This is a genomic window from Bradyrhizobium sp. LTSP857 (genome assembly GCF_000938285.1).
Lineage (GTDB): Bacteria > Pseudomonadota > Alphaproteobacteria > Rhizobiales > Xanthobacteraceae > Bradyrhizobium.
This window is the reverse complement of sequence record NZ_JYMS01000046.1, coordinates 206,623-225,929: the sequence shown is the minus strand read 5'-3', so window position 1 is coordinate 225,929 and position 19,307 is coordinate 206,623. Positions and strand designations below refer to the sequence as shown.

Genomic DNA, 19,307 nt, shown 5'->3' with positions numbered 1-19,307 from the left:
TTTTCCGGGGAGCGCGCACGAAAGAGCAGCCCTTCAGGTGTGCGGAAGGAACGAGGTCAACTCGCTTTCCAGTCGCGGCCGGTCTAACAATCCGAGCTTCACCGGGACATCGTAAAGGCGGCCGGGCGCGTAGCGGCGATAGAAATGACGCAAGCCCGGAACGAGCACCCTGACGACGGGAACCTCGACGTCGGGCCGGGTCTGGTCGAGCACGAGGAAATCGTAGCCGGCACGGGCGGCGATCTCGACGCAGGCAATGACCTGGTCACGCGTATTGTCGTGAAGCTTGAGGCTCGGCGCCGGGGGGACGACCGGGCGGTCGCTCGGTATCAGAAACGGGTAATCTTCCAGGCGCAGCGGCGTGACACCGTCAAGGCTCGGCTTCTCGCCGCTTGCGCCGCCCATCATGCCGACGGACATGAACTGGGTCAGCTCGGTGAGGGCGCGCAGCAGGGCGATACGGCGGTCGAAATGCGCGCCGGAACCGAACTCGATATTCTCGTGACCATTCTGCATCCAGTGCATGATCGCCACGTAAGTGGGAATGCCGAGATCGCTGGTGACGTCGAGCACCCACAGCTTGCGCCCGGCTTCCGCAAATTGAGTCTGGAGGTCCCGGACATAGAAATCGTCGAACTGCTCGAGGTCGATCGCGGCGCGCTGCACCCGGTTGTACCACCAGATCGCATAGGCATCGCGCTCGATCAGTTCGAGGAAGCCCTGGACGATGGCTTCGTCGCGGGTGTTGCCGGCTGCGCAGCCGTTGGAATCCGTATGGAAGCCACCGTAGAAGAAGTACAGGAGGCCGGTCGGCAGATATTTGAAGCGTTTGTCGCGCAACGATGTGACCGGCGACCACTCGGACTTCGCCGAGGCATCGAATGGCTCCGGAACCGGATGGGAATCGTCCGGCTGTTGGAGAAACCTATTCTTGAACTGCGTTTCGCTGAAGAGCTGGACATCGTTGGGAAGAAGCGCATCGCCAGGCGCGAAATCGCCAAAGCGGCGCGTGGTCCTGATTTCATCACCCTGGAAAATGCCCGAATAGCGCTCGATCGATTCCATCAGCGCGCTGGCCTCGCCCTGCTCGGCGGTCGAGCCCTTGCCATAGCTGCCGCCGCTCAATCCGGACCTGAGCTGGTCGATGCTATGGGCCGGCGCGGAGAAATTGTGCTGGGCGAAGTAGTTGGTGTTCATCGGCAGATCGGCGTCGATCCGCTCGAGCCGGGTGACCACGCCGGTCAGCGGGCTCACATGCTTGCGGAAGCGCGACACCGTCGCCCGCGACGTCACGGTGCGATATCCACCGCTGGTCATGACGAGCTTCTTGCCTTCGGCGATCTCGACCGGCGTCGGAGACCGGCGCGGGTTGTTCAGCTTACTGCTGCCGCAAGTCGGACATTGCGGGCGTCGCGCGACGTAGTGCTTGGCAATGACGGCGCCGGCGAGGTCGAAGCTCGCGATGTGATCGTGCAGATCGGTGCGAAAGCCCGAGGCGATCGCCTTGGCGATCTCGACGGCCGCGAAATGGATTGCAGTCTGTCCGACGCTGTCGCTGACAAGTGACGATGCGGCGACCGCACGCGCCTGTTCGCGGTCAAGAAACCCCTTGATCTCCCGGTTGCGGATCATGCGATCGAACAGGCAGGTCCAGCAGGCGCTCTCGCCCGGCTTGAACACGGGCCCGACCAGCGGAAATGCGCCGGACGGCTGTACCAACAGCCATGGCGTCTTGCCGGCCACACGCTCCTGGTTCAATTCGCCGAGCCGCCGGTCAAGATAATCGTTCGCCAGCGTGATCGTGAGCTTCGGCGAGCGCTTGGCGATTTGAACGCCGAGCTTACTCAAGGCTGCGGTCAGCTCCTTGGCGCCTTTGACGTCGATCGCCTCGACCTGCACGGGGCAATCGCGAAGATTTTGTTCGGCGACCTCCAAAGACAGACCGAGGCCTGCCCAGAAACCGCCGACGGTCTCGTCGAATGCTTGCGGGGTCCGTGCAATGACATACCGTCGATCGAGCAGCCGCTTGATCGCTTCCTCGATCTTGTCGGCCGGGAAGCGCTTTGAAAGCAGGCGAATGATCTCCGGCCTGGCCTTGCCCTGTTGCCCAATCGCCGTAGCGAGGGCGCAGTAGAGCTCGCCGTGCAGGAAGAACTTGCGATCCTCGGAATAGAGGCAAACCGCATCGGGCGGGAGTACGTAGGCGGTGAAGTTCGGTGCAAATCGGAGAAGGTCTTTGCGGGTCTGCCGCGCAACGCGGGTCTTGCGATTGGCAGTCATTGAGTCAGCACGCTGATCCTGTTGCCGTTACGTCAGATCGCCGGCGCAAGCGCAGGAGCGAAACCAAGCAATTGGCCGGACCCTTTTGCAGGACCGGCCAATGATATGTCGGCTTTTGCACACGCCATTCGGAATGCGCTGAGGTTTAGCACCAGCGGCAGCGGCCCCACGATGCGCAGCACCCTGCGCATGATACGACGGCGCATCCCACCACACCAACGGCGCAGCCTCGGCAACCGACGCCACATCGGCAACCCCGGCAGCCGCGACAGCCTCCGCAGCCGCGACAGCCGCCGCAGCCGCGCCAGGCCACTTGCACGCGACCACTGAGGTCTTCCTTGTCGAAGAGATGGAAGGTGGCGAGACTGACGTCGGCCATTTCCTCTTCACCGAACGTGATGGCCTGACCCGGTCCAAAGTGCGGTGATTGGTGTACGTCGGGTGTCGGCACGGCGGACGCCAATGCGCTTCCCGCCAGCGAAAACGTCAGCCCTGCGGCTCCCAACGCCGGTACGGCGACTTTAGTGACGCGCTTCTTCCCTTTAGAAATTTGTTTCGCCTGCCGCATGGTCGAACCTCCGAGCATTGCAAGAAACGTCCCCGTCGCGCTAAGTCTACGCCTTGGATATAGCGCAATCAACGCTCGCGCGCATTAAAACATCTCGTTGCGCGTTCAGCATGCATTCATCTTCATGAACAGAATCGGCGCGCCTCGTTGACAGAATGCATCGGTGATCCGCACAGTGTGCGCGCGTGCAGCTTGGTGCAGTGCCGCAATCGCATCCAGGCTTGAACGGGGAGATCGGCGTGGCGGATCAAAGCGGACGTTTCGCTTGGTACGAACTCATGACCACGGATGTCGCGGCGGCAGGCGCGTTTTATCGGAAGACCGTCGGTTGGAGCATGAAGGACGAATCGACTCCAGACATGCCTTACACGGTGCTTCGGAGCGACGGCGCTGCGCTGGGCGGGCTTATGGATATCCCGGAAGAGGGGCGGAAATCCGGAGCAACGCCGAGATGGATGGCTTACGTCGCGGTCGACGATCTGGACGGGACTGCCGTGCAGATCAGGCGGCTCGGGGGCACGATCTTTGTGCCGCCGACCGACACCAATATTGGCCGCATAGCAGTCGTTGCCGATCCGCAGAACGCGACGTTCGGGCTGATCAAAACACCGATATATGGCCGAGGGAAACCAGGCCGGCTTGACGCGCCCGGGCACGTTGGCTGGCACGAGCTAATGGCCGCCGACCGGACCGTGATCTTCGATTTCTACAGCGAGCTGTTCGGTTGGCAGAAGGCCGACGCTCAAACTGATTCCGCGGACTTGTATCAATTGTTCTCGGCGGGTGGGCAGACCGTCGGCGGCGTGCTCACCAAAGTCCCGAGCGTGGCGCAGCCGAGCTGGCTGCATTACTTCAATGTCGAGGACATCGGCGCTGCGACGAAGCAGGTGAACGCTGGCGGGGGCCGCATTCTCCAGGGGCCGCTCGAATTACCCGATGGCTGCTGGATCGCGCGATGCGTCGATCCCCAGGGCGCCCTGTTTGCATTGCAGGGTGCGCGAGGTCCCGCAGGCATCGAGCCGGCCTCGGCCTCGGAAGTCGGGTGGTCCGCCAAGTGGGGCGGCATTGCCTCGCAGGGGAGAGTTGTGCTGCCCAAGCCGAAGCGCTAGCTGCGGCGTCTGTCCGACGCTGACGCGACCTTGGCTATGGGCCGCGCCGGGAGCAGGGGAGGCCTGCGAAAGGCCGATCCGGCCCCGTCCGGGCCAAGTTCCCGTTGCGCCTGGCCACCCCGTGCGCTATCCGGCCGGAAAGGCCTGAGGCGGCTCGATTTTCCCGCCCGGCTGACCCAACCAGGACGGAAACCGCCATGCCAGCCTATCGCTCCCGCACCACCACCCACGGCCGCAACATGGCGGGCGCCCGCGGCCTCTGGCGCGCGACAGGCATGAAGGACGGCGACTTCGGCAAGCCTATCATCGCGGTCGTCAACTCCTTCACCCAGTTCGTGCCCGGCCACGTCCACCTCAAGGATCTCGGTCAGCTCGTGGCGCGCGAGATCGAGCAGGCCGGTGGCGTCGCCAAGGAGTTCAACACCATCGCGGTCGACGACGGCATCGCCATGGGCCATGACGGCATGCTCTACAGCCTGCCGTCGCGCGAGCTGATCGCCGACAGCGTCGAGTACATGGTCAACGCGCATTGCGCCGACGGCATGGTTTGTATCTCCAATTGCGACAAGATCACGCCCGGCATGCTGATGGCCGCGCTGCGCCTCAACATCCCCGCGGTGTTCGTCTCGGGAGGCCCGATGGAGGCCGGCAAGGTCACGCTCCAGGGCAAGACCAAGGCGGTTGACCTGATCGATGCCATGGTGGCCGCCGCCGACTCCAAGGTCAGCGACGAGGACGTCAAGGTGATCGAACGCTCGGCGTGCCCGACCTGCGGCTCCTGCTCGGGCATGTTCACGGCGAATTCGATGAACTGCCTGACCGAGGCGCTGGGTCTTGCGCTGCCCGGCAACGGCACGGTGGTGGCGACCCATGCCGATCGCAAGCGACTGTTCGTCGAAGCCGGCCACACCATCGTCGATATCGTGCGCCGCTACTACGAACAGGACGATGCCTCGGTGCTGCCGCGCAAAGTCGCAAACTTCAAAGCGTTCGAGAACGCGATGACGCTCGATATCGCGATGGGCGGCTCGACCAACACCGTGCTGCATCTGCTCGCCGCTGCCCATGAAGGCGAGGTCGAGTTCACCATGCAGGATATCGACCGCCTGTCGCGCCGCGTGCCCGTGCTCTGCAAGGTCGCCCCCTCAGTCGCCGACGTGCATGTCGAGGACGTGCACCGCGCCGGCGGCATCATGGGCATTCTGGGCGAGCTCGATCGCGCCGGCCTGATCGACACCTCCGTCTCGACCGTGCATGCGCCGACCATGAACGATGCGCTGGAGCGCTGGGACGTCAAGCGCTCCAAGAGCGAAACGGTCCGCACCTTTTTCCGTGCCTCGCCCGGCGGAATTCCGACCCAGGTCGCCTTCAGCCAGGAGCGCCGCTACGACGAGCTCGATACCGATCGCGAGAAGGGCGTTGTCCGCAATCTCGAGCACGCCTTCAGCAAGGACGGCGGCCTCGCCGTGCTCTACGGCAACCTCGCGCAGGACGGCTGTATCGTGAAGACCGCCGGCGTCGACGCCTCGATCCTGAAATTCGCAGGTCCCGCCCGCGTGTTCGAGAGCCAGGACGCCGCCGTTGAGGGCATTTTGGGCGGCAAGGTCGTCGCCGGCGAGATCGTGGTCATCATCTATGAAGGCCCGCGCGGTGGCCCCGGCATGCAGGAGATGCTGTATCCGACCAGCTATCTGAAATCGATGGGCCTCGGCAAAGCCTGCGCGCTCGTCACCGACGGCCGCTTCTCCGGCGGCTCGTCCGGCCTGTCGATCGGTCATCTGTCGCCGGAAGCCGCCGAAGGCGGCAACATCGGCCTCGTGCGCACCGGCGACCGTATCGCAATCGACATTCCGAACCGCAGCATCAGCCTGGAGGTTTCCGACGAGGAGCTCGCCAAGCGCCGCGCCGCGGAAGAGGCGAAGGGCGATGCCGCCTGGCAGGCGATTGGCCGCAAGCGCAACGTCTCGACCGCGCTCCAGGCGTATGCCGCGCTGACCACCAGCGCCGCGCGCGGTGCCGTGCGCGAAGTGAAGCGGCGCGCGAAGTAAGCGCGTCTTGCGCGGGCGTGATCGCGGTTGTCGCGGTCACGCCTCACGCATGGTCAACAAGTTCTTAGCGACCGGCAAAAATCGGTCGCTCGCATTAAGGATGCCCCGACGAACTTCGGCGGCCCGGGATTTCGCGGCGTATACTGCGCGCGAGCTTCGCAAATCCATTTCGGGCAACTGGGGCACCACCACAATGTCTCGTACTCTTGCTGTCGTTTTCTCAACAGTCGTCGCCGCGATTTCGATGACGAGCGCTGCCTCCGCCGGCTGTTACAATTGCTACACGCCGCCGCCGTGCACGACCTGCTACCAGCAGCAATATGTGCAGCCGCAATACCGCACTGTCGACGAGACCGTGATGGTTTCGCCCGGCGCGACCGTCGCGCATCGTGCGCCCGCGCAGTATCGCACCGTGATGGTCCCGCAGACCGTGATGGTGGCGCCGCCGAGCGTCCAGTACGAGCGCATCCCGCCGCAATACGCCACGCGCCAGCGCGTCGAGATGGTCTCGCCCGGCTATTCCTATTACGCCCCGGTCGCCCCGAGCTGCGGTAACTGCGGCTACTGAAATCAGCGCAACGAAGAAAACTTCGCGCGGTGCTCCTCACGGGGCGCCGCGTTTTCTTTTGCGGGCAGCCAAACGAGGCCCGGAAACGGAGGCTAATCCAACCGGGCCTCGCAACCAGCGACGCCCTGGGAGGTGTCGCCAGTGTCTGGGATTGCTGCGGGGACGGCCGCTGCTGGTGCGGCCGGCATGTTGCCCAAGCTAAAGAGACAGCCTGACGCTCACCTGACAGACCGGGGCTCAGTGAAGGGGGCAGGTTGGAGCGAGGCCCAACTTCGCGTTGCCTTGCGCCACCGACTGCGTTAAGCGACAGCCATTCCGAGCTTGGAAGGGTGGCCGAGTGGTTTAAGGCACCGGTCTTGAAAACCGGCGTGCCCGAAAGGGTACCGTGGGTTCGAATCCCACCCCTTCCGCTCCCTTTTCCCATCACACCACATCAAATCGACGCAAAAACCCCTGAAATTGCTGGGGATTATCCCGCTGTTCGCTATCACCTCCAATCACCTTGACGCACCTCAAATCAACATATAAAAGGGGGTAAGAACAGGGGAAAAGTCACGATGGCGAAGATTGATCTTCTCAGCGCGGCCCGGGTCAAAAGCGAAAAGCGCCCTGGTGACTATCTCGACGGACGCGGCCTCTACCTTCAGGTTCGCAACGAAACCTCGAAATCCTGGCTCCTGAAATTCGCCCTCCACAAGCGGCCCCGCGAAATGGGGCTCGGCTCGGCGTTTGACTTCTCCCTGGCCGAGGCTCGGGAGAAGCGCGATGCGCTGCGCAAGCTCATCAAGCAAGGCATCGACCCGATCGAGCAGCGCCGCATCGACGAGGCCAGCAAGGCGTTGGAGCGCGCGAAGGCGATCACGTTCAAAGATGCTTGTGCGCGGTACATCGCGGCAAATCGCGCGGGCTGGAAAAACGTCAAGCACGCCGGCCAGTGGGAAGCGACCCTGAAAACCTACGCCTATCCGCTGCTCGGCGCGCTGCCGGTGCAGGCGATCGATACGGCGCTGGTGATGAGAGTGCTTGATCCGATCTGGTCGACTAAGTCCGAGACGGCCAGCCGAGTCCGCGGTCGCATCGAAACCGTGATCGACGCCGCCAAGGCGCGCGGCGAGTATGCCGGGGAAAATCCGGCTCGGTGGAAGGGGCATCTTGAAAACCTACTTCCCAAGCGATCGAAGGTCAGCAAGGTGCGCAATCACCCAGCCTTGCCCTATGCCGATCTCCCGGCCTTCATGCAGGATCTTCGCAAGCGCGAGGGCATCGCGGCCTCAGCGCTCGAGTTTCAGATTTTGACTGCGGCCCGACCGGGCAATGCGCTCGGCGCGCGCTGGACTGATCTTGATAGGAAGGCTGCAGTCTGGACGATCGCCGGCGAGCGCATGAAAGGCGACCGCGAACACAAGGTGCCTTTGAGCGAGGCCGCCCTTGCGGTGCTCGACCGCATGGAGAAGATCAGCAACGGCGGCGAGTTTGTCTTCTACAGCCCTGCGAACGGGCGCGCGCTGAGCGATGCGGCAACGAGCGCGCTGCTCGACCGCATGGGGCATGATGAGATTGTGCCGCATGGTTTCCGCTCGACCTTCCGCGATTGGGCCGCCGAGCGCGGCTATCCCGATCCGGTCGCCGAGGCCGCCCTGGCGCACGTGGTTTCAGATGCTGTCATTGCCGCATACAAGCGGACCACCTTCTTTGAGCTCCGCAAAAAGATGATGGACGATTGGGCGACGTTTGCAGGTAGCGATCCTGCAAAAACTGGTGACAATGTATTCGAGCTGCGCTCGGTGCAGTGACTGCGCTGGTATAACGAGGCTGCTGTTCTCCGAGGGATTGGCGATCATGTCCAAAACGAAACGCCCGCCGGCGCCGAAATTTGAGCCGGTTGAGATTGAAGGTTGGAGCGCGGCCGGCCGCTCCCTGGCTCTGTCCGACGCTGAAACCGCCAGCATACGATCACAGGACCTGACGCGAATCGTCGCCCAGCAGGCCACCGCCGGCATCGAGCGGCTTGATGTGCTCCGCGAATATCTCGGCGTACCGAAAGGAAACTTTCCGGCTCTCGCCCTTGCGATTGCCGAGAGATACGTTCCCGGCTTTTCCGTGAATGTCGGCAGCGGCACGAAGCCGGGCCGGCGCAAAAAGCCCGAGCGTTTCAATATTGTCACGATGATCGAAGGGCTCGCCGCGGCCGAGCAAATCAACGAAGCCGAGGCGATTAGAACCGCGGCGAGCCGCAAGATTGGCGGCCGGATGTTGTCCCCGGAGAGCTTGTCAACGAAATACTATGCGGCCGTTGCCGAGATCGAAGCGCACCCAGCCGGCGCGGCGTTGCTACGCCTTTGGCGTAGCAACCTGCCGCTGGATTTGTCGGCCGAAATGGCGGAGCTGTTTTTGCAATTCGAGACCGAAACGCTCGGCGCGGTGGTCCCGAACAACGTCCACGTATTTCAGCCGAGGAAATAGGGACTATCGAAATTAGGGCGCCGGCAATTCAGTAGTACCGAATTGAGCGACCCGCGATGATGTAGCGGACGCTTCGCCGCAAATCGGATCACCTCTCGTCAACACGGCGCGATGCCGTACTTGACGAGGCGAACATGACACTTCCTGCGGTTGCCAAGCCCTCTGCGGTTTCCAAGCCGAAGCGCCCTTGCGTTCTCCGGACCGTCGTGGTCGGCGAGCGGCGCCTGATCCAGTATCAAAGCCTGCTCGACGTGCTCGAATGCGAGCCGACTCCCGATGATCCCCGGACCGTCACGCGCAAGAAGGCGGTTGAGCTTACCGGCCTGAGCATCGCGACGATCGATCGCATGATTGCGCGCGGTCTCCAAGTCGAACCCGCCTGACGAAAAAGCCGCCCGGCCATGGGCGGCTTTCGTTGTTTTGGGATCAGGCAACAGGATCAGGCCCGATGGACATAGAGCACAAATCAGAACAGCGCGACGCACTGCGACGCTATCGGCTGCCTAACCGGCGGCCCGCCGAGACCGTCGCTTTCGAGCGCGAGCGTTCTCGATACGAGATGACCGTCGGCTATTACCCGGACGGCCGCCCAGGCGAAGTTTTTCTGAACGCTGACCGCGCGGATTCCTTGCTCGATGTTCTCATGAGCGACGCAGCGATCCTTGCTAGCCTCGCCCTGCAATACGGGGCCAGCATGGACGAGTTGCGCCACGCGCTGAAGCGGGACAGCCGGGGCGCGGCTGCAAGCCCGATCGGCGCCGCGCTGGATTTGATCACATGAGCCGCCGCATGAATTGGTCGGCGGTGCGCGACGAGAAGCGCATTCGAGATCGCGGCACCGAAAGCGCGCGCGGACAGAGCGTGCCGGCGCAAGGCGAGGGGCGGCCATCCTCATCGGCGGCACCGAGGTCCAGGCGAACGGGGCCGACGCTGGCCGAACCAATCATGGTGGACCGCTGGTGGAAGAACAGAGGCGGGGACGCCGTTTATATCCGGCTCAGCACTTTCGAAGGATGCAACATTGTCGACTTGAGGACTTGGCGGGCCGATGCCGGGGGCATTTCGCGGCCGGGCAAGGGCTTTGCCTGTTCGGTGAAGCATTTGCCGCGGCTGGTGCAGGCCTTCACGAGGGCGCTTGAAGAAGCGCGCCGGGCAGGCCTGATCGCGGATGATGAAGGCGAAGGGGCTGCCGAATGATTGGCCCCTGGCCGAGCGATGCTTTGCTGCACGGCGGCGTGCTGTTCGCCTTCGACCTGCCGGACGAGGGCGAGGATTTGGCCGACGCAGTCGAGCAGGAAATCATGCTGCGCGCGGCCGAGCTCGTTCGGGAATGGGAATTGTCCGACCCTCGGGACAGGCACCGGCACACCGGAGAATTACCGCCCGTATTGCCTCGTGCGGCACCGGCGGTTGTGCGACCGCGTGAGCCGGCGCCGACCACGATTGCGGCCTTTTGGTACGTCGCCGGGCTCGGCGATCCAGATCACATCGAGCGCTGGCTTGCTGCTCATCCTGACGACGCTCCCGCATTGTTTAAAATCTGGAAGAAGGGCAGGAAATAATGCTCGCGCCCGATCGCATGGAAGAGGCCTTTGCAAGGGCTGGCGCTATCCCGCCGCAGGACAGCGGGCCGATGGATGACGCGCCGTTCCCGACCGAATACCCTGAGAGCGCCGACGGCGCGCCGGACACGGGGCTGGCTGAAGGTCTTGCGGCTACTACGCCGCCGCTGGAATTGATTTGCCCGCCGACATGGCGCGGCGTGCCGCTGCCTCCGATGCGCTGGCTTGCCACGAACCGGATCCCCGCGGGCGACGTCACAATCCTTTCGGGCGACGGCGGCGGCGGCAAAACCACGGTGGCGCTGCAACTCGCCATTTCGGTCGAGCAGCGGCTAGGCGATTGGCTCGGCACCGTCTGCGAAGCCGGGCCCGTGATCTTCTTCAGCGGCGAGGAGCCCGACCAGGAGATGCGCCGGCGGCTCGATCGCGTGGCACGCAAGCGCGGTATCGACCCCAGCGACATCGAGGACCTGCACTTCCATTTTGCGGACCCCGACCGCTGCCTGCTCGGTGTTGCGCGTCCCAATGGTCCGATCGCCCCCACGCCGCTGTTCGAGGCCCTGGCGGCTGCCGTGTTCGACATCCGGCCGGTGCTGGTTGTCGTCGACTCCATCGCGGCGGTTTTCGGCGGCAACCAGAACGACCGCACACACGCGCGATCCTTCGTCGGCATGTTCCGCAAGCTGGCGCGCGAGGCCGATTGCGCCGTGATGCTGCTCGACCATCCGAGCCTTTCCGGCATCACCAGCGGCACGGGGCGGGGCGGCTCGATGGATTGGCAGAACGCCACCCGCGCGCGGCTGCACCTCGAGACGGTGCAGGACGAGGGCGGGGGCACTGATCGCGTGCTCGAGGTCAAGAAGACGAACTACGGCCCGGCGGGAGAGCGCGTGGCGATCCGCTGGGAAGAGGGGAGCTTCGTCATGAAGGGTTCGGAGAGCGCGCCAGCCCAGGCTGCCGCCTTCAACGTCGCCGATCAGGCCTATCTCGCCTGCCTCGACGCTGCGACCGCACAAGGCCGCAACGTGTTCCCGATGCCCGGCAAGGGCCATGCGCCCAAGGTGTTCGCCGACATGCCCCAGGCCAACGGCATGACATGGCAGGGGCTCGCCAAGGCCCAGGAGCGCCTTTTCGCCGCCGGCAAGATCGCCAACGTGCCGTTCGGGAAACCCTCCAAAGACGCCAAGCGGATCGAGCGGACCACCTCGATTTGAGGGGGCTACCCCCCGGGCGACCCGGGGGCGACCCCCCGGCCTACCTCTAGGGTTATCCCCCGGCCTACCCCGACCGACCCCCGGGGGGTTTCTCACCCCCTATAACCCCCAGCGGGTAGCCCCCCGCTTTGGGCCCTCGACGGGCCCCACGGGCGGCACCCTGGAGGACGAAAGAAAGGCAGCCAAAAATCTCAGGTCTGCCAAAAAATCAGGAGGGGTCCGGGGTGTTCTCTTGGTCAATCGTGCCTTCGTTTCACCAGCCCTGGTCGGCGACGACGTTTTTTCGGCCCCCATCGGTCTGTAGGCGCGCGCCAGATATCGAGACCCCCCGGGGGTGCTTCGCGCTCGGTTTCCCGTCGGCGCTCGACCTGGCTGGCGGATGGTGTTTCCTCCGAGGACCGTTGAAATCATTTGGCTTTGTGCCTCGACCTGACGGCTACCCCCGTTCCGACCCGTGTTCTCTCGCGCGCCGGCGCCGGGTCTTTCCTTCCTAGAGTGCTTAAGGTCTTGAGAGAGCGCGCGGGTGAAATACCCTCCGGCCGATCCTCGACGGGAGTATTCGGGGCGCCGATTGCGTGGTCGAGACACGTCCCACAGCCGCTCATTCCCCTGACGTGATGGCCGGTCGCCCTTGGATTTGGCGGGCTGAGCGGGGGCCATAGGCTGGGGCCTTTTCGCGTCTTACATCACGGTGGTGCTCAAAGGTGACACGCTGGAGCACGTCTAGGCGGGCTTTAGGCGGCCCGTGGTGCGTTCGGACAGCGACCGGGCGCGGAGTGCAGCTTATGGGGGCTGCGGCGCTGCTGTGACTCTGGCGCGGTCGGGCCGCGTGCCCAGCATATATCTCGGGGAGGGGCGTCGCTCAGGTCGCGGGGATGATCTCAAGGGGAGCGACGGTGCGGGGCTGCTCGAGCTGAGGGCCGGCGGGCGGCTGCACGATCACGATCTGCACGCCCGGCATTTGGACGGTGCTGCGGGGGTCGCGCTCCTCCGCCTGGTCGGTGATGGCTTCGAGGGCCTTGATGGCGCCGACCTTGGCCATGTCGTTCCGGCTGTTGTCGGCGATGCCGTCGAGCCGGTGCACGTTGCGGGCGCGGAGGTTCTCGCGAAGGGCTGCGAGCTCGGCGCGATGATGCGCCAGCACATGCGGCTTGCGGAAGGCGAAGCGGAGCGATGCGTCGGCGAGGCCGGCCTTTGCGGCGGCTTCCTTGCGCGGAAGGCCTTCCCACACCATCAATTCGAGCGCGGCCTTGAGCTTGCCGGTGACGGCGCCGCGGCGGGATCGGCCCTCGATGGCTTCGGCCTGCCGGGTGGGGAATTGCCGGGCAGGGGTGGGGAAATCAGACATGATCGATGATCCTGGGCGCCGGTGCTGGATCGTCCGACAAGTCGATGACGTAGCCGGCGCGGATCTCCACGTTGAGGCTGATGCTCGGCTGCTCTGCCGGGGCGATGCCGGCGAGGGCGAGCACGAAGCTGGATGCGCGATCGCGGACAAGCTCCGAATTGCTGTCCAGTAATTCGACCTTGGTTGCTCCGGCGCGCATGGTCGCCCGGTTGAGGTTTCGGACCACTTCCTGGCGCATGAAGTCGGCGACATGAGGTTTTGCGAGGGCCCGGCTCAGCGTCTCGCGTGTGAGGCCGGCTTGCTCGGCGGCCTCCTTGACCTGCTTGCATTCGCCCTTGACGAGCAGGTCGATTGCGGCGGCGACCTTCTTGGTGATGCGGTGCCTGGGAACACGGGATTCCGCGGGCTCGCGGTCGAGGGCGGCGAGGGCGCGCTTCGCTGGCGTGGCGTTTGTCATGGTCGAGCGTGGCGCCGTCCGCGGCCGCGCCGCAACGCACTACATGACGGGCAGATGCGCTCCATGCGCGCGAGTTCGTCGATGTCGTGCTGATGTTGCCCCATGCGGCCGATCAGACTCCGGCGGCCAGAACTCGTCAAGGCCACTCGCCGACGTCATTTTGACGTCTTTACAACCTTTGATCGCGTTCTATCAGGTCGGGCAATGCGTCATGCTCCCCTTCCTTTTGCAGCGCTGGCGGGTGCGAAAGCTCCCGTTGATCTGCCCAAATTGTTTCAGAGAAGCATCGTCAGCTAATCTCTCGCGCGGTCGTGCGATTCTCATAGGCGATCTGACTTGCGAGTATTGCGGCAACGCTGCCGACGTCGCTGGATGGCGACTTGCCGCACAAGCACGCAACACCACGCGCTCTGTTGATGACGGTCTAGCTCTACCAGGTTTGTTCGCCGTCAAAATGACCCCTCAAGACATCCGACAGGTGGTCATCTCATTAGCCCTGCTGGCGGGATTTGCCCTCCTGCTCAAGGGCTGGTCCACCGTCTACGAGCTTCGGACCGATATCGAACAATACAAATGCATGGTTCAGCACGTGGACGTCAAGCAGTGCAGCGCGCGGTAGTTGCCGGCCACGATCTCGAACCCCCGCCCCGAGGCGCAGTAGCTCGCGCGCGTTCCCAGCCACCAGTAATCGACAATTTGACTCTGGCTTGCGCCGCGTTTCGATGGCGGCATGCCTCGATCTGTCCGCCGCCACACGCCTACGCACGCCGACGGCCGGCCGATCAAGATTACCTTCGGCGAGATGCGGGAGATGGGTGTGCGCGGCGTGCTGGTCTATTGCCATTGCGGCCGTCATGTTGCTCTGGACGCCGACCGCTGGTCAGAAGTGGTAAGGCTCTCGGATCTCGAGCCGCGCTTTGTTTGCAGCGCCTGCGGTAGCCGCGGCGCCGACGTGCGGCCGGACTTCAACTGGAACCGCAAAGGGCCTATCGGTGGCATGGGCTATCGGTAACCGGGGGCAGCGTGACCGAGCGGGGTTGGAGACGGCCTTTCGACGAGCCGATCGAGGTCGACGGCCGCACGCTGGCAACGCTGCTCGATGCCGGCGCGTACATCGCCGCGCTGCCGAAGAAGGAACACGCCGCGCCAGAGTGGCAAGCGGCGATGCAGGCGCTGATCCTGGTAGCGGAAAGTGGCGGGCCGACGATGCTCGCCCGGATCGGCGTCATGCGCGCGCTGAACCGGCACTTCGTTCCCGAGTTCAACCCCAAGGGCAAAGAGCCGCATTGGGGCCGGCGCAAGCTAAAGAGGGACCAGTGACCGAGATCGGTGCCGGCCGGCCCGGCGCGAAGGCAAATTCAGAAATGCGTCGTGCTTCCCCTGGTCGCCGGAAATTCGGCCAATGAGGCTTCAAATCTGTCGCGAACCAAAGGATCTTCCATGATCCATTGCATCGCCTGTCGCTGACGGCTTGTGAGCTCCCCGACAAGGAACACGGTTGCCATATGCGGAGCTGCGTCGGCCGGCAGAGTTCGGATCATGTCGTCGATGGCCTTCGATATTCGATCAGCCGCACGCGAAACGACGCGGTCAACTTTCTGACTAGGCACCGCTCTCTCCCTGATTTGGGTATTTGGATTAAGGACAGGCTGCGCGCATCCGGAGACGCACGCAACCGTCGTTGTGGAAAACTACCTTCTCAGCCGCCGGCGGTGCGTCATCAGCCGCTGCCGGTCGCGCTTTTTGTGGAGCCTCCGACGGCGCTTCATGCCGATGCCTCCTCGCGCTTGCGGCGGCGAGGATGAGCGGCCAAAAACTCGATATCCTGCTGGATCGCGCTTTCAATCTGCTCGTCCGTGAGGTCAGTGTATTTGTGCCTCCCGGCCGCCAGGGCCTTTTGCTTCCATGTGACGCCGGCTGTTTGCCAAGCCGGCGTCAGAAGCTGTTTCGCAAGGGCCGACCTGAAACAGCGGACCAAGGACATCCAAGTGTCCGGCTCGTGGTCGTGCTCCTCTTCCAGCAAGCCCTTAGGAAAGGCTCCCCACCGGCCTGCGCTATCGATCGCGCTGTGCAGCTTCATCCGGGCAGACCAATACCGCGTGCGCGCCTCTGCTGCATACCAAGCGTCGCGGCGCCGATGCCGCAAACGCGTGTTTCTGGCGGTCTCGGTCTGAGGCGGCTCTTGCTGCCAGCGCAATTGCCGTTGCATCTCGCGCGGCGCCATCTCGACTTCGGCCACGTTTTGGGGAGGCAGCACGCGCGCTGCTCGCATCGCAGACAGGTCAATGACGTTGCTCATGCTGCCGCTCCGTTTTGCTCGAGCGCCGCGGCAAGACAGGTGCAAAGCCTCTGCACGGCCTCCTTACCATCACCGTCCTCCAGCCCTGGGGGCATCTGCCATTCTTCCAGCGTCGAGATGTAGTTCAGCAGGGCCGCCACGCCGGCAATCGTTGCCGGCCGGTAGCTGAAAAGGAGGCCCATTTGCTCGTACAGCGCCGCACACGTCCGCGACGCCTCATCCTCGGCTTCAAAAAGGTCCGGATTGTCCTCCTCCATGGGGGCCCGCCAATCCACGGCCGCCGTGTATTCGGCCGAAAGCGCGTTGTAGCGCTCGATCGCCGCGAAGACCGGATCGGGCACTGCCGCGGCAGCCGGCAACGCAACGGGCAGCACGGCCAGGGCGCCGAGCATGGTGCGGCGGGACAGGCCCTCGGCGGGCTTGCGGGACTCGCTGATGCGTTTTCCCGGTTCAGGCTGTCCGGTGGCGGGGTGGGATGAAAACGAATCCACGGACTCCGCTCGCGGCGGAAACATAGGTCTTTCGATGGTCATGGTGGTTGCTCTGCGTTTGGGCTTCTCACGGCCCGCGCCGGTGTCAGACCGGCAGCCGGGGGGTGAGAACTCGCCAGAGCGACGAGCCGAGCGCTTTTACCCGTGAGGGCTGGACAGCACGCCCGACCCCGGCCATATAGGCAGGGTTCGGAGCCGCACCGCCAAGTGCGTCCGTCGAGCGCGGTACCGAAAAGGCGCCACACTCATTCAGCCGTCACCCCCGACGCCAATCGGGAGCATCCTGACCAAGGATGTGCGGCTATAGCTCTGGTCCGGGTTCTCACGCCCACGGACATCCCATCATGATTTGCTTAACGAAGTCCATCCCCATTCGGGGCGCCTCGGCGCGTCCCGTTCGAAAGTGTTTCTGGACGGACACAATTCTTCCGTGTATGCACGTTTTTATTGTGTTGTCCGTTTATGCACGTAGATCTTGCGGCGGGGGCTGCCTTGCTCGGATTATTCGCTCGGCGCGCGAGTTGGCCCACCTTTGTTGCGGTTGGAACAGGCTCTACTGTTGGCAGCCTTCTCATAGCATTCGCAATCATGGTGGCGCTGGATCCATTCGGGCGCCTCAGCTACAGCAAGGACGGCGAGATCGGATTCACCGAAGAACGACCAGTGATGGTATCTCGGGCGATCGATCCTCAATTCAACTCCGCCATCATCGGCAACTCTGCCTCGATGCCGTTGATGCCCCAAAATCTGAGCAGATTGACCGGACAACGATTTGTGTCGCTCTCGATCTCCGGGACCAGAGCTCCGGCTTCCATTGCGGCGATGACGTTCTTTCTCGCGCACCACGAGGACGCCAGGATCGTGGTCGTCGCGCTGCTGCCGGAAGTATGGTGCGACGCCAGTTTCGACGAGCCGAGACCCTTTCCGTTTTGGCTCTATTCCTCGCTGCCGCGCTATCTGTGGGGACTTTCAGTCGACACATCGTTTGAGATGTTCAAAACGATATTCAAGGGGCGACGAGCCGCGAAGGTCGACGGCTACCGTCCATACATAGCGGCCGACGGTTACCACGGATTCATCGGCCCGTTCGAACAGGCAAGCTATAGCGACATCAACTTCGTCCGGTCGCGCCTTGACGGCGGTGTGAGACCGGAAAAATCCACCAATCCGAGCGGCAGTTTTCCGGTGCTTCAAAGGCTCATAAACTTCATCGAGAGCCCGTCATCCGCGTTTTTTGTGATCTTGTGGACGCCACGTTACGTCAGCTATACGCCCGCACCAGGAAGCGACGCTGAAGCGACTGACCGCGGCTGCAAATCGAAGCTGGCACAAGCGGCTTCCCCCCTCCCGAACGTCAGGGTGCTGGATTGGTCGGAGGCCGATCGCCCCGAAAACAACGATGCAGCAAATTTCTTCGACCCCATTCACTACCGACGCCCCTATGCCGCTCGCATCGAAAGCGACGTCGCGGAAGCAATTCCGACCGCACTTAAGGGGCCGTAGCTTTGCTGTTCAACTCTTTCGCTTACCTCGCCATTTTTCTTCCCGGGGCGTGGCTCATCTACCTTGGCTGCTGCAAATGGCTGCCCAGTTGGCGACTCGCCGTTCTGCTTGCCCTTTCGATCGCCTTTTATGGCTATTGGGACTGGCACTTCATCCCGCTGATCGTTCTCCCAATTCTGCTCAACTGGCTCGCTGCACGCTGGTTTGCCTTGGCAGGACGCTCATGGATCGTCTACGGCGCGATCTGTGGCAACCTGATCCTGCTTGCCGTGTTCAAGTATCTCAACTTCTTTGCAGGCCTGTTGCCGCAGCGCTGGGGCGCGCCGCACTGCGACGTGGCGCTACCGCTCGGCATATCCTTCTTCACCTTCCATCACGTGATGTACCTGACGGACTTCCGGCGGAAGCTGGCGCCGCAATACTCGCTCATCGAATACGGCCTCTATATCGCGTTCTTTCCACAGGTCCTTGCAGGTCCATTGGTCAGATGGCGCGAGGTCATGTACCAGTTCGTCGCATCGCCGTTCGTCGACGAAGACCAGTGGAAGCGAGCCACGAGCGGGCTCATGTTGATCATCCTCGGTCTGTGCCAGAAGATCATGCTAGGCGATAACCTTGCCGCTATCGCCAACCCAATCTTCAAAGCAGCCGACACGGCGGCGGTGACGCCCGTAGATTCATGGCTGGCTAGTCTCGCCTTCACGTTCCAGATCTTCTTCGACTTCTCAGGCTATACCGACATGGCCATCGGCTCGGCACTGCTGTTTGGCATCTCCCTACCGCAAAACTTCAATGCGCCATATCGTGCGGCGTCGCTTCAGGATTTTTGGCGACGCTGGCATATGACATTGTCGCGCTTTCTACGTGACTATCTCTACATTCCGCTTGGCGGCAATCGCTATGGGCTGGCCGTTCAGCTCTGGGCACTTCTTGCCACGATGACGCTCGGCGGTCTGTGGCATGGCGCCGGTCTGACTTTCATCGCTTGGGGCGTTCTGCATGGCGCAGGACTTGGTATAGACGTTCTTTGGCGACGCTCGACACTACCAATGCCAGCATTGATCTGTTGGCCCCTGACATTCCTGTTCGTTGTGTTTTGCTGGGTGCTATTCAGAGCCCAACATTTTGGCACAGCCATTCGGATCTATGAGGCACTTATCTGGAACAGGAGAGCCGGCAGCGACAGTCATCTGGATCCAGCTTCCTCGGTAACCGTCATCTGCATTGCGTCGCTTTTCGCCTTCCTGCTTCCGAACACGTCCGAGCTGGTATCGCGAATCCAATCGAGACCGATCTATGCTGTTGGCTTCGGGCTCTTAGCGGCATGCGCCGTGCTCGCGCTGAACTCGAGTGAAAGCTTCGAGTTCATCTATTTTCACTTCTAAGCGGCTTCGGCC

General features: G+C 63.1%; 20 protein-coding genes and 1 tRNA gene. 16 read left to right on the top strand and 5 right to left on the bottom strand.

Annotation, left to right across the window (positions count from 1 at the left end):
• Positions 1–33: 33 nt before the first annotated feature.
• Complete coding sequence (locus UP06_RS30500; RefSeq protein WP_045007385.1) at positions 34–2,280, bottom strand: TOMM precursor leader peptide-binding protein; 2,247 nt, start codon at positions 2,278–2,280, stop codon at positions 34–36.
• An 807-nt stretch (positions 2,281–3,087) separates the two neighbouring features.
• Between UP06_RS30500 and UP06_RS30495 the strand changes: the two genes are divergently transcribed.
• The 11 genes from UP06_RS30495 to UP06_RS30445 all read left to right on the top strand — a co-directional run bounded on the left by UP06_RS30495 (position 3,088) and on the right by UP06_RS30445 (position 11,812).
• Positions 3,088–3,957, top strand: coding sequence for a VOC family protein (locus UP06_RS30495; protein WP_245305590.1), 870 nt, complete (start codon positions 3,088–3,090; stop codon positions 3,955–3,957).
• 197 nt (positions 3,958–4,154) lie between these two features.
• The gene (gene ilvD, locus UP06_RS30490; RefSeq protein WP_045007383.1) at positions 4,155–6,005 is read left to right on the top strand and encodes a dihydroxy-acid dehydratase; all 1,851 of its coding nucleotides are present in this window, start codon (positions 4,155–4,157) and stop codon (positions 6,003–6,005) included.
• 244 nt (positions 6,006–6,249) lie between these two features.
• Positions 6,250–6,573: a hypothetical protein gene (locus tag UP06_RS41700; RefSeq protein WP_045007382.1), complete on the top strand. Its 324-nt coding sequence runs from the start codon at positions 6,250–6,252 to the stop codon at positions 6,571–6,573.
• Between the two features lie 323 nt (positions 6,574–6,896).
• A tRNA-Ser gene (locus tag UP06_RS30480) sits at positions 6,897–6,983 on the top strand.
• 147 nt (positions 6,984–7,130) lie between these two features.
• Positions 7,131–8,366, top strand: coding sequence for a tyrosine-type recombinase/integrase (locus tag UP06_RS30475; RefSeq protein WP_045007381.1), 1,236 nt, complete (start codon positions 7,131–7,133; stop codon positions 8,364–8,366).
• 46 nt (positions 8,367–8,412) lie between these two features.
• Positions 8,413–9,036 carry a hypothetical protein gene (locus UP06_RS30470; RefSeq protein WP_045007380.1) on the top strand — a complete coding sequence of 208 codons (624 nt, stop codon included), beginning with the start codon at positions 8,413–8,415 and terminating at the stop codon, positions 9,034–9,036.
• A gap of 134 nt (positions 9,037–9,170) precedes the next feature.
• Positions 9,171–9,419 carry a hypothetical protein gene (locus tag UP06_RS30465; protein ID WP_045007379.1) on the top strand — a complete coding sequence of 83 codons (249 nt, stop codon included), beginning with the start codon at positions 9,171–9,173 and terminating at the stop codon, positions 9,417–9,419.
• Between the two features lie 65 nt (positions 9,420–9,484).
• Positions 9,485–9,817: a TSCPD domain-containing protein gene (locus UP06_RS30460; protein WP_050032260.1), complete on the top strand. Its 333-nt coding sequence runs from the start codon at positions 9,485–9,487 to the stop codon at positions 9,815–9,817.
• A 23-nt stretch (positions 9,818–9,840) separates the two neighbouring features.
• Positions 9,841–10,233, top strand: a complete 393-nt coding sequence (locus UP06_RS30455) for a hypothetical protein (protein ID WP_156163327.1) — start codon at positions 9,841–9,843, stop codon at positions 10,231–10,233.
• Positions 10,230–10,598 (top strand): hypothetical protein, encoded by a 369-nt coding sequence (locus UP06_RS30450; protein WP_050032258.1) that lies wholly within the window; start codon positions 10,230–10,232, stop codon positions 10,596–10,598. Before UP06_RS30455 ends, UP06_RS30450 begins: the two co-directional genes overlap by 4 nt.
• Positions 10,598–11,812: an AAA family ATPase gene (locus tag UP06_RS30445; RefSeq protein WP_045007377.1), complete on the top strand. Its 1,215-nt coding sequence runs from the start codon at positions 10,598–10,600 to the stop codon at positions 11,810–11,812. The genes UP06_RS30450 and UP06_RS30445 overlap by 1 nt, the downstream gene beginning before the upstream one ends.
• Positions 11,813–12,674: 862 nt before the next feature.
• Here the strand turns inward: UP06_RS30445 and UP06_RS39330 are convergent.
• Together UP06_RS39330 and UP06_RS30435 are read right to left on the bottom strand one after the other, a co-directional pair.
• Positions 12,675–13,160 (bottom strand): hypothetical protein, encoded by a 486-nt coding sequence (locus UP06_RS39330; RefSeq protein ID WP_050032255.1) that lies wholly within the window; start codon positions 13,158–13,160, stop codon positions 12,675–12,677.
• On the bottom strand, positions 13,153–13,617 hold the full coding sequence (locus UP06_RS30435; RefSeq protein WP_045007376.1) for a hypothetical protein: 465 nt from the start codon (positions 13,615–13,617) through the stop codon (positions 13,153–13,155). The genes UP06_RS39330 and UP06_RS30435 overlap by 8 nt, the downstream gene beginning before the upstream one ends.
• 211 nt (positions 13,618–13,828) lie before the next feature.
• Here UP06_RS30435 and UP06_RS41145 point away from each other — a divergent pair, with 211 nt between their 5' ends.
• The 3 genes from UP06_RS41145 to UP06_RS30425 all read left to right on the top strand — a co-directional run bounded on the left by UP06_RS41145 (position 13,829) and on the right by UP06_RS30425 (position 14,937).
• A complete protein-coding gene (locus UP06_RS41145) occupies positions 13,829–14,236 on the top strand; it encodes a hypothetical protein (RefSeq protein WP_156163326.1) in 408 nt (135 codons plus the stop codon).
• Positions 14,237–14,347: 111 nt separating this feature from the next.
• Positions 14,348–14,629 (top strand): hypothetical protein, encoded by a 282-nt coding sequence (locus UP06_RS30430; RefSeq protein WP_045007375.1) that lies wholly within the window; start codon positions 14,348–14,350, stop codon positions 14,627–14,629.
• A gap of 11 nt (positions 14,630–14,640) precedes the next feature.
• Complete coding sequence (locus UP06_RS30425) at positions 14,641–14,937, top strand: hypothetical protein (RefSeq protein ID WP_045007374.1); 297 nt, start codon at positions 14,641–14,643, stop codon at positions 14,935–14,937.
• A gap of 445 nt (positions 14,938–15,382) precedes the next feature.
• On the opposite strand, the gene UP06_RS30415 is transcribed toward UP06_RS30425, so the two are convergent.
• Together UP06_RS30415 and UP06_RS30410 are read right to left on the bottom strand one after the other, a co-directional pair.
• Entirely contained in the window at positions 15,383–15,916 is a 534-nt protein-coding gene (locus UP06_RS30415; protein WP_045007372.1) for a hypothetical protein, read from the bottom strand.
• On the bottom strand, positions 15,913–16,449 hold the full coding sequence (locus tag UP06_RS30410; protein WP_156163325.1) for a hypothetical protein: 537 nt from the start codon (positions 16,447–16,449) through the stop codon (positions 15,913–15,915). The genes UP06_RS30415 and UP06_RS30410 overlap by 4 nt, the downstream gene beginning before the upstream one ends.
• A gap of 546 nt (positions 16,450–16,995) precedes the next feature.
• Here UP06_RS30410 and UP06_RS30405 point away from each other — a divergent pair.
• Positions 16,996–17,910, top strand: a complete 915-nt coding sequence (locus tag UP06_RS30405; protein ID WP_045007370.1) for a hypothetical protein — start codon at positions 16,996–16,998, stop codon at positions 17,908–17,910.
• Positions 17,911–17,912: 2 nt separating this feature from the next.
• Complete coding sequence (locus tag UP06_RS30400; RefSeq protein ID WP_045007369.1) at positions 17,913–19,295, top strand: MBOAT family O-acyltransferase; 1,383 nt, start codon at positions 17,913–17,915, stop codon at positions 19,293–19,295.
• The last annotated feature ends 12 nt before the right edge of the window (positions 19,296–19,307 follow it).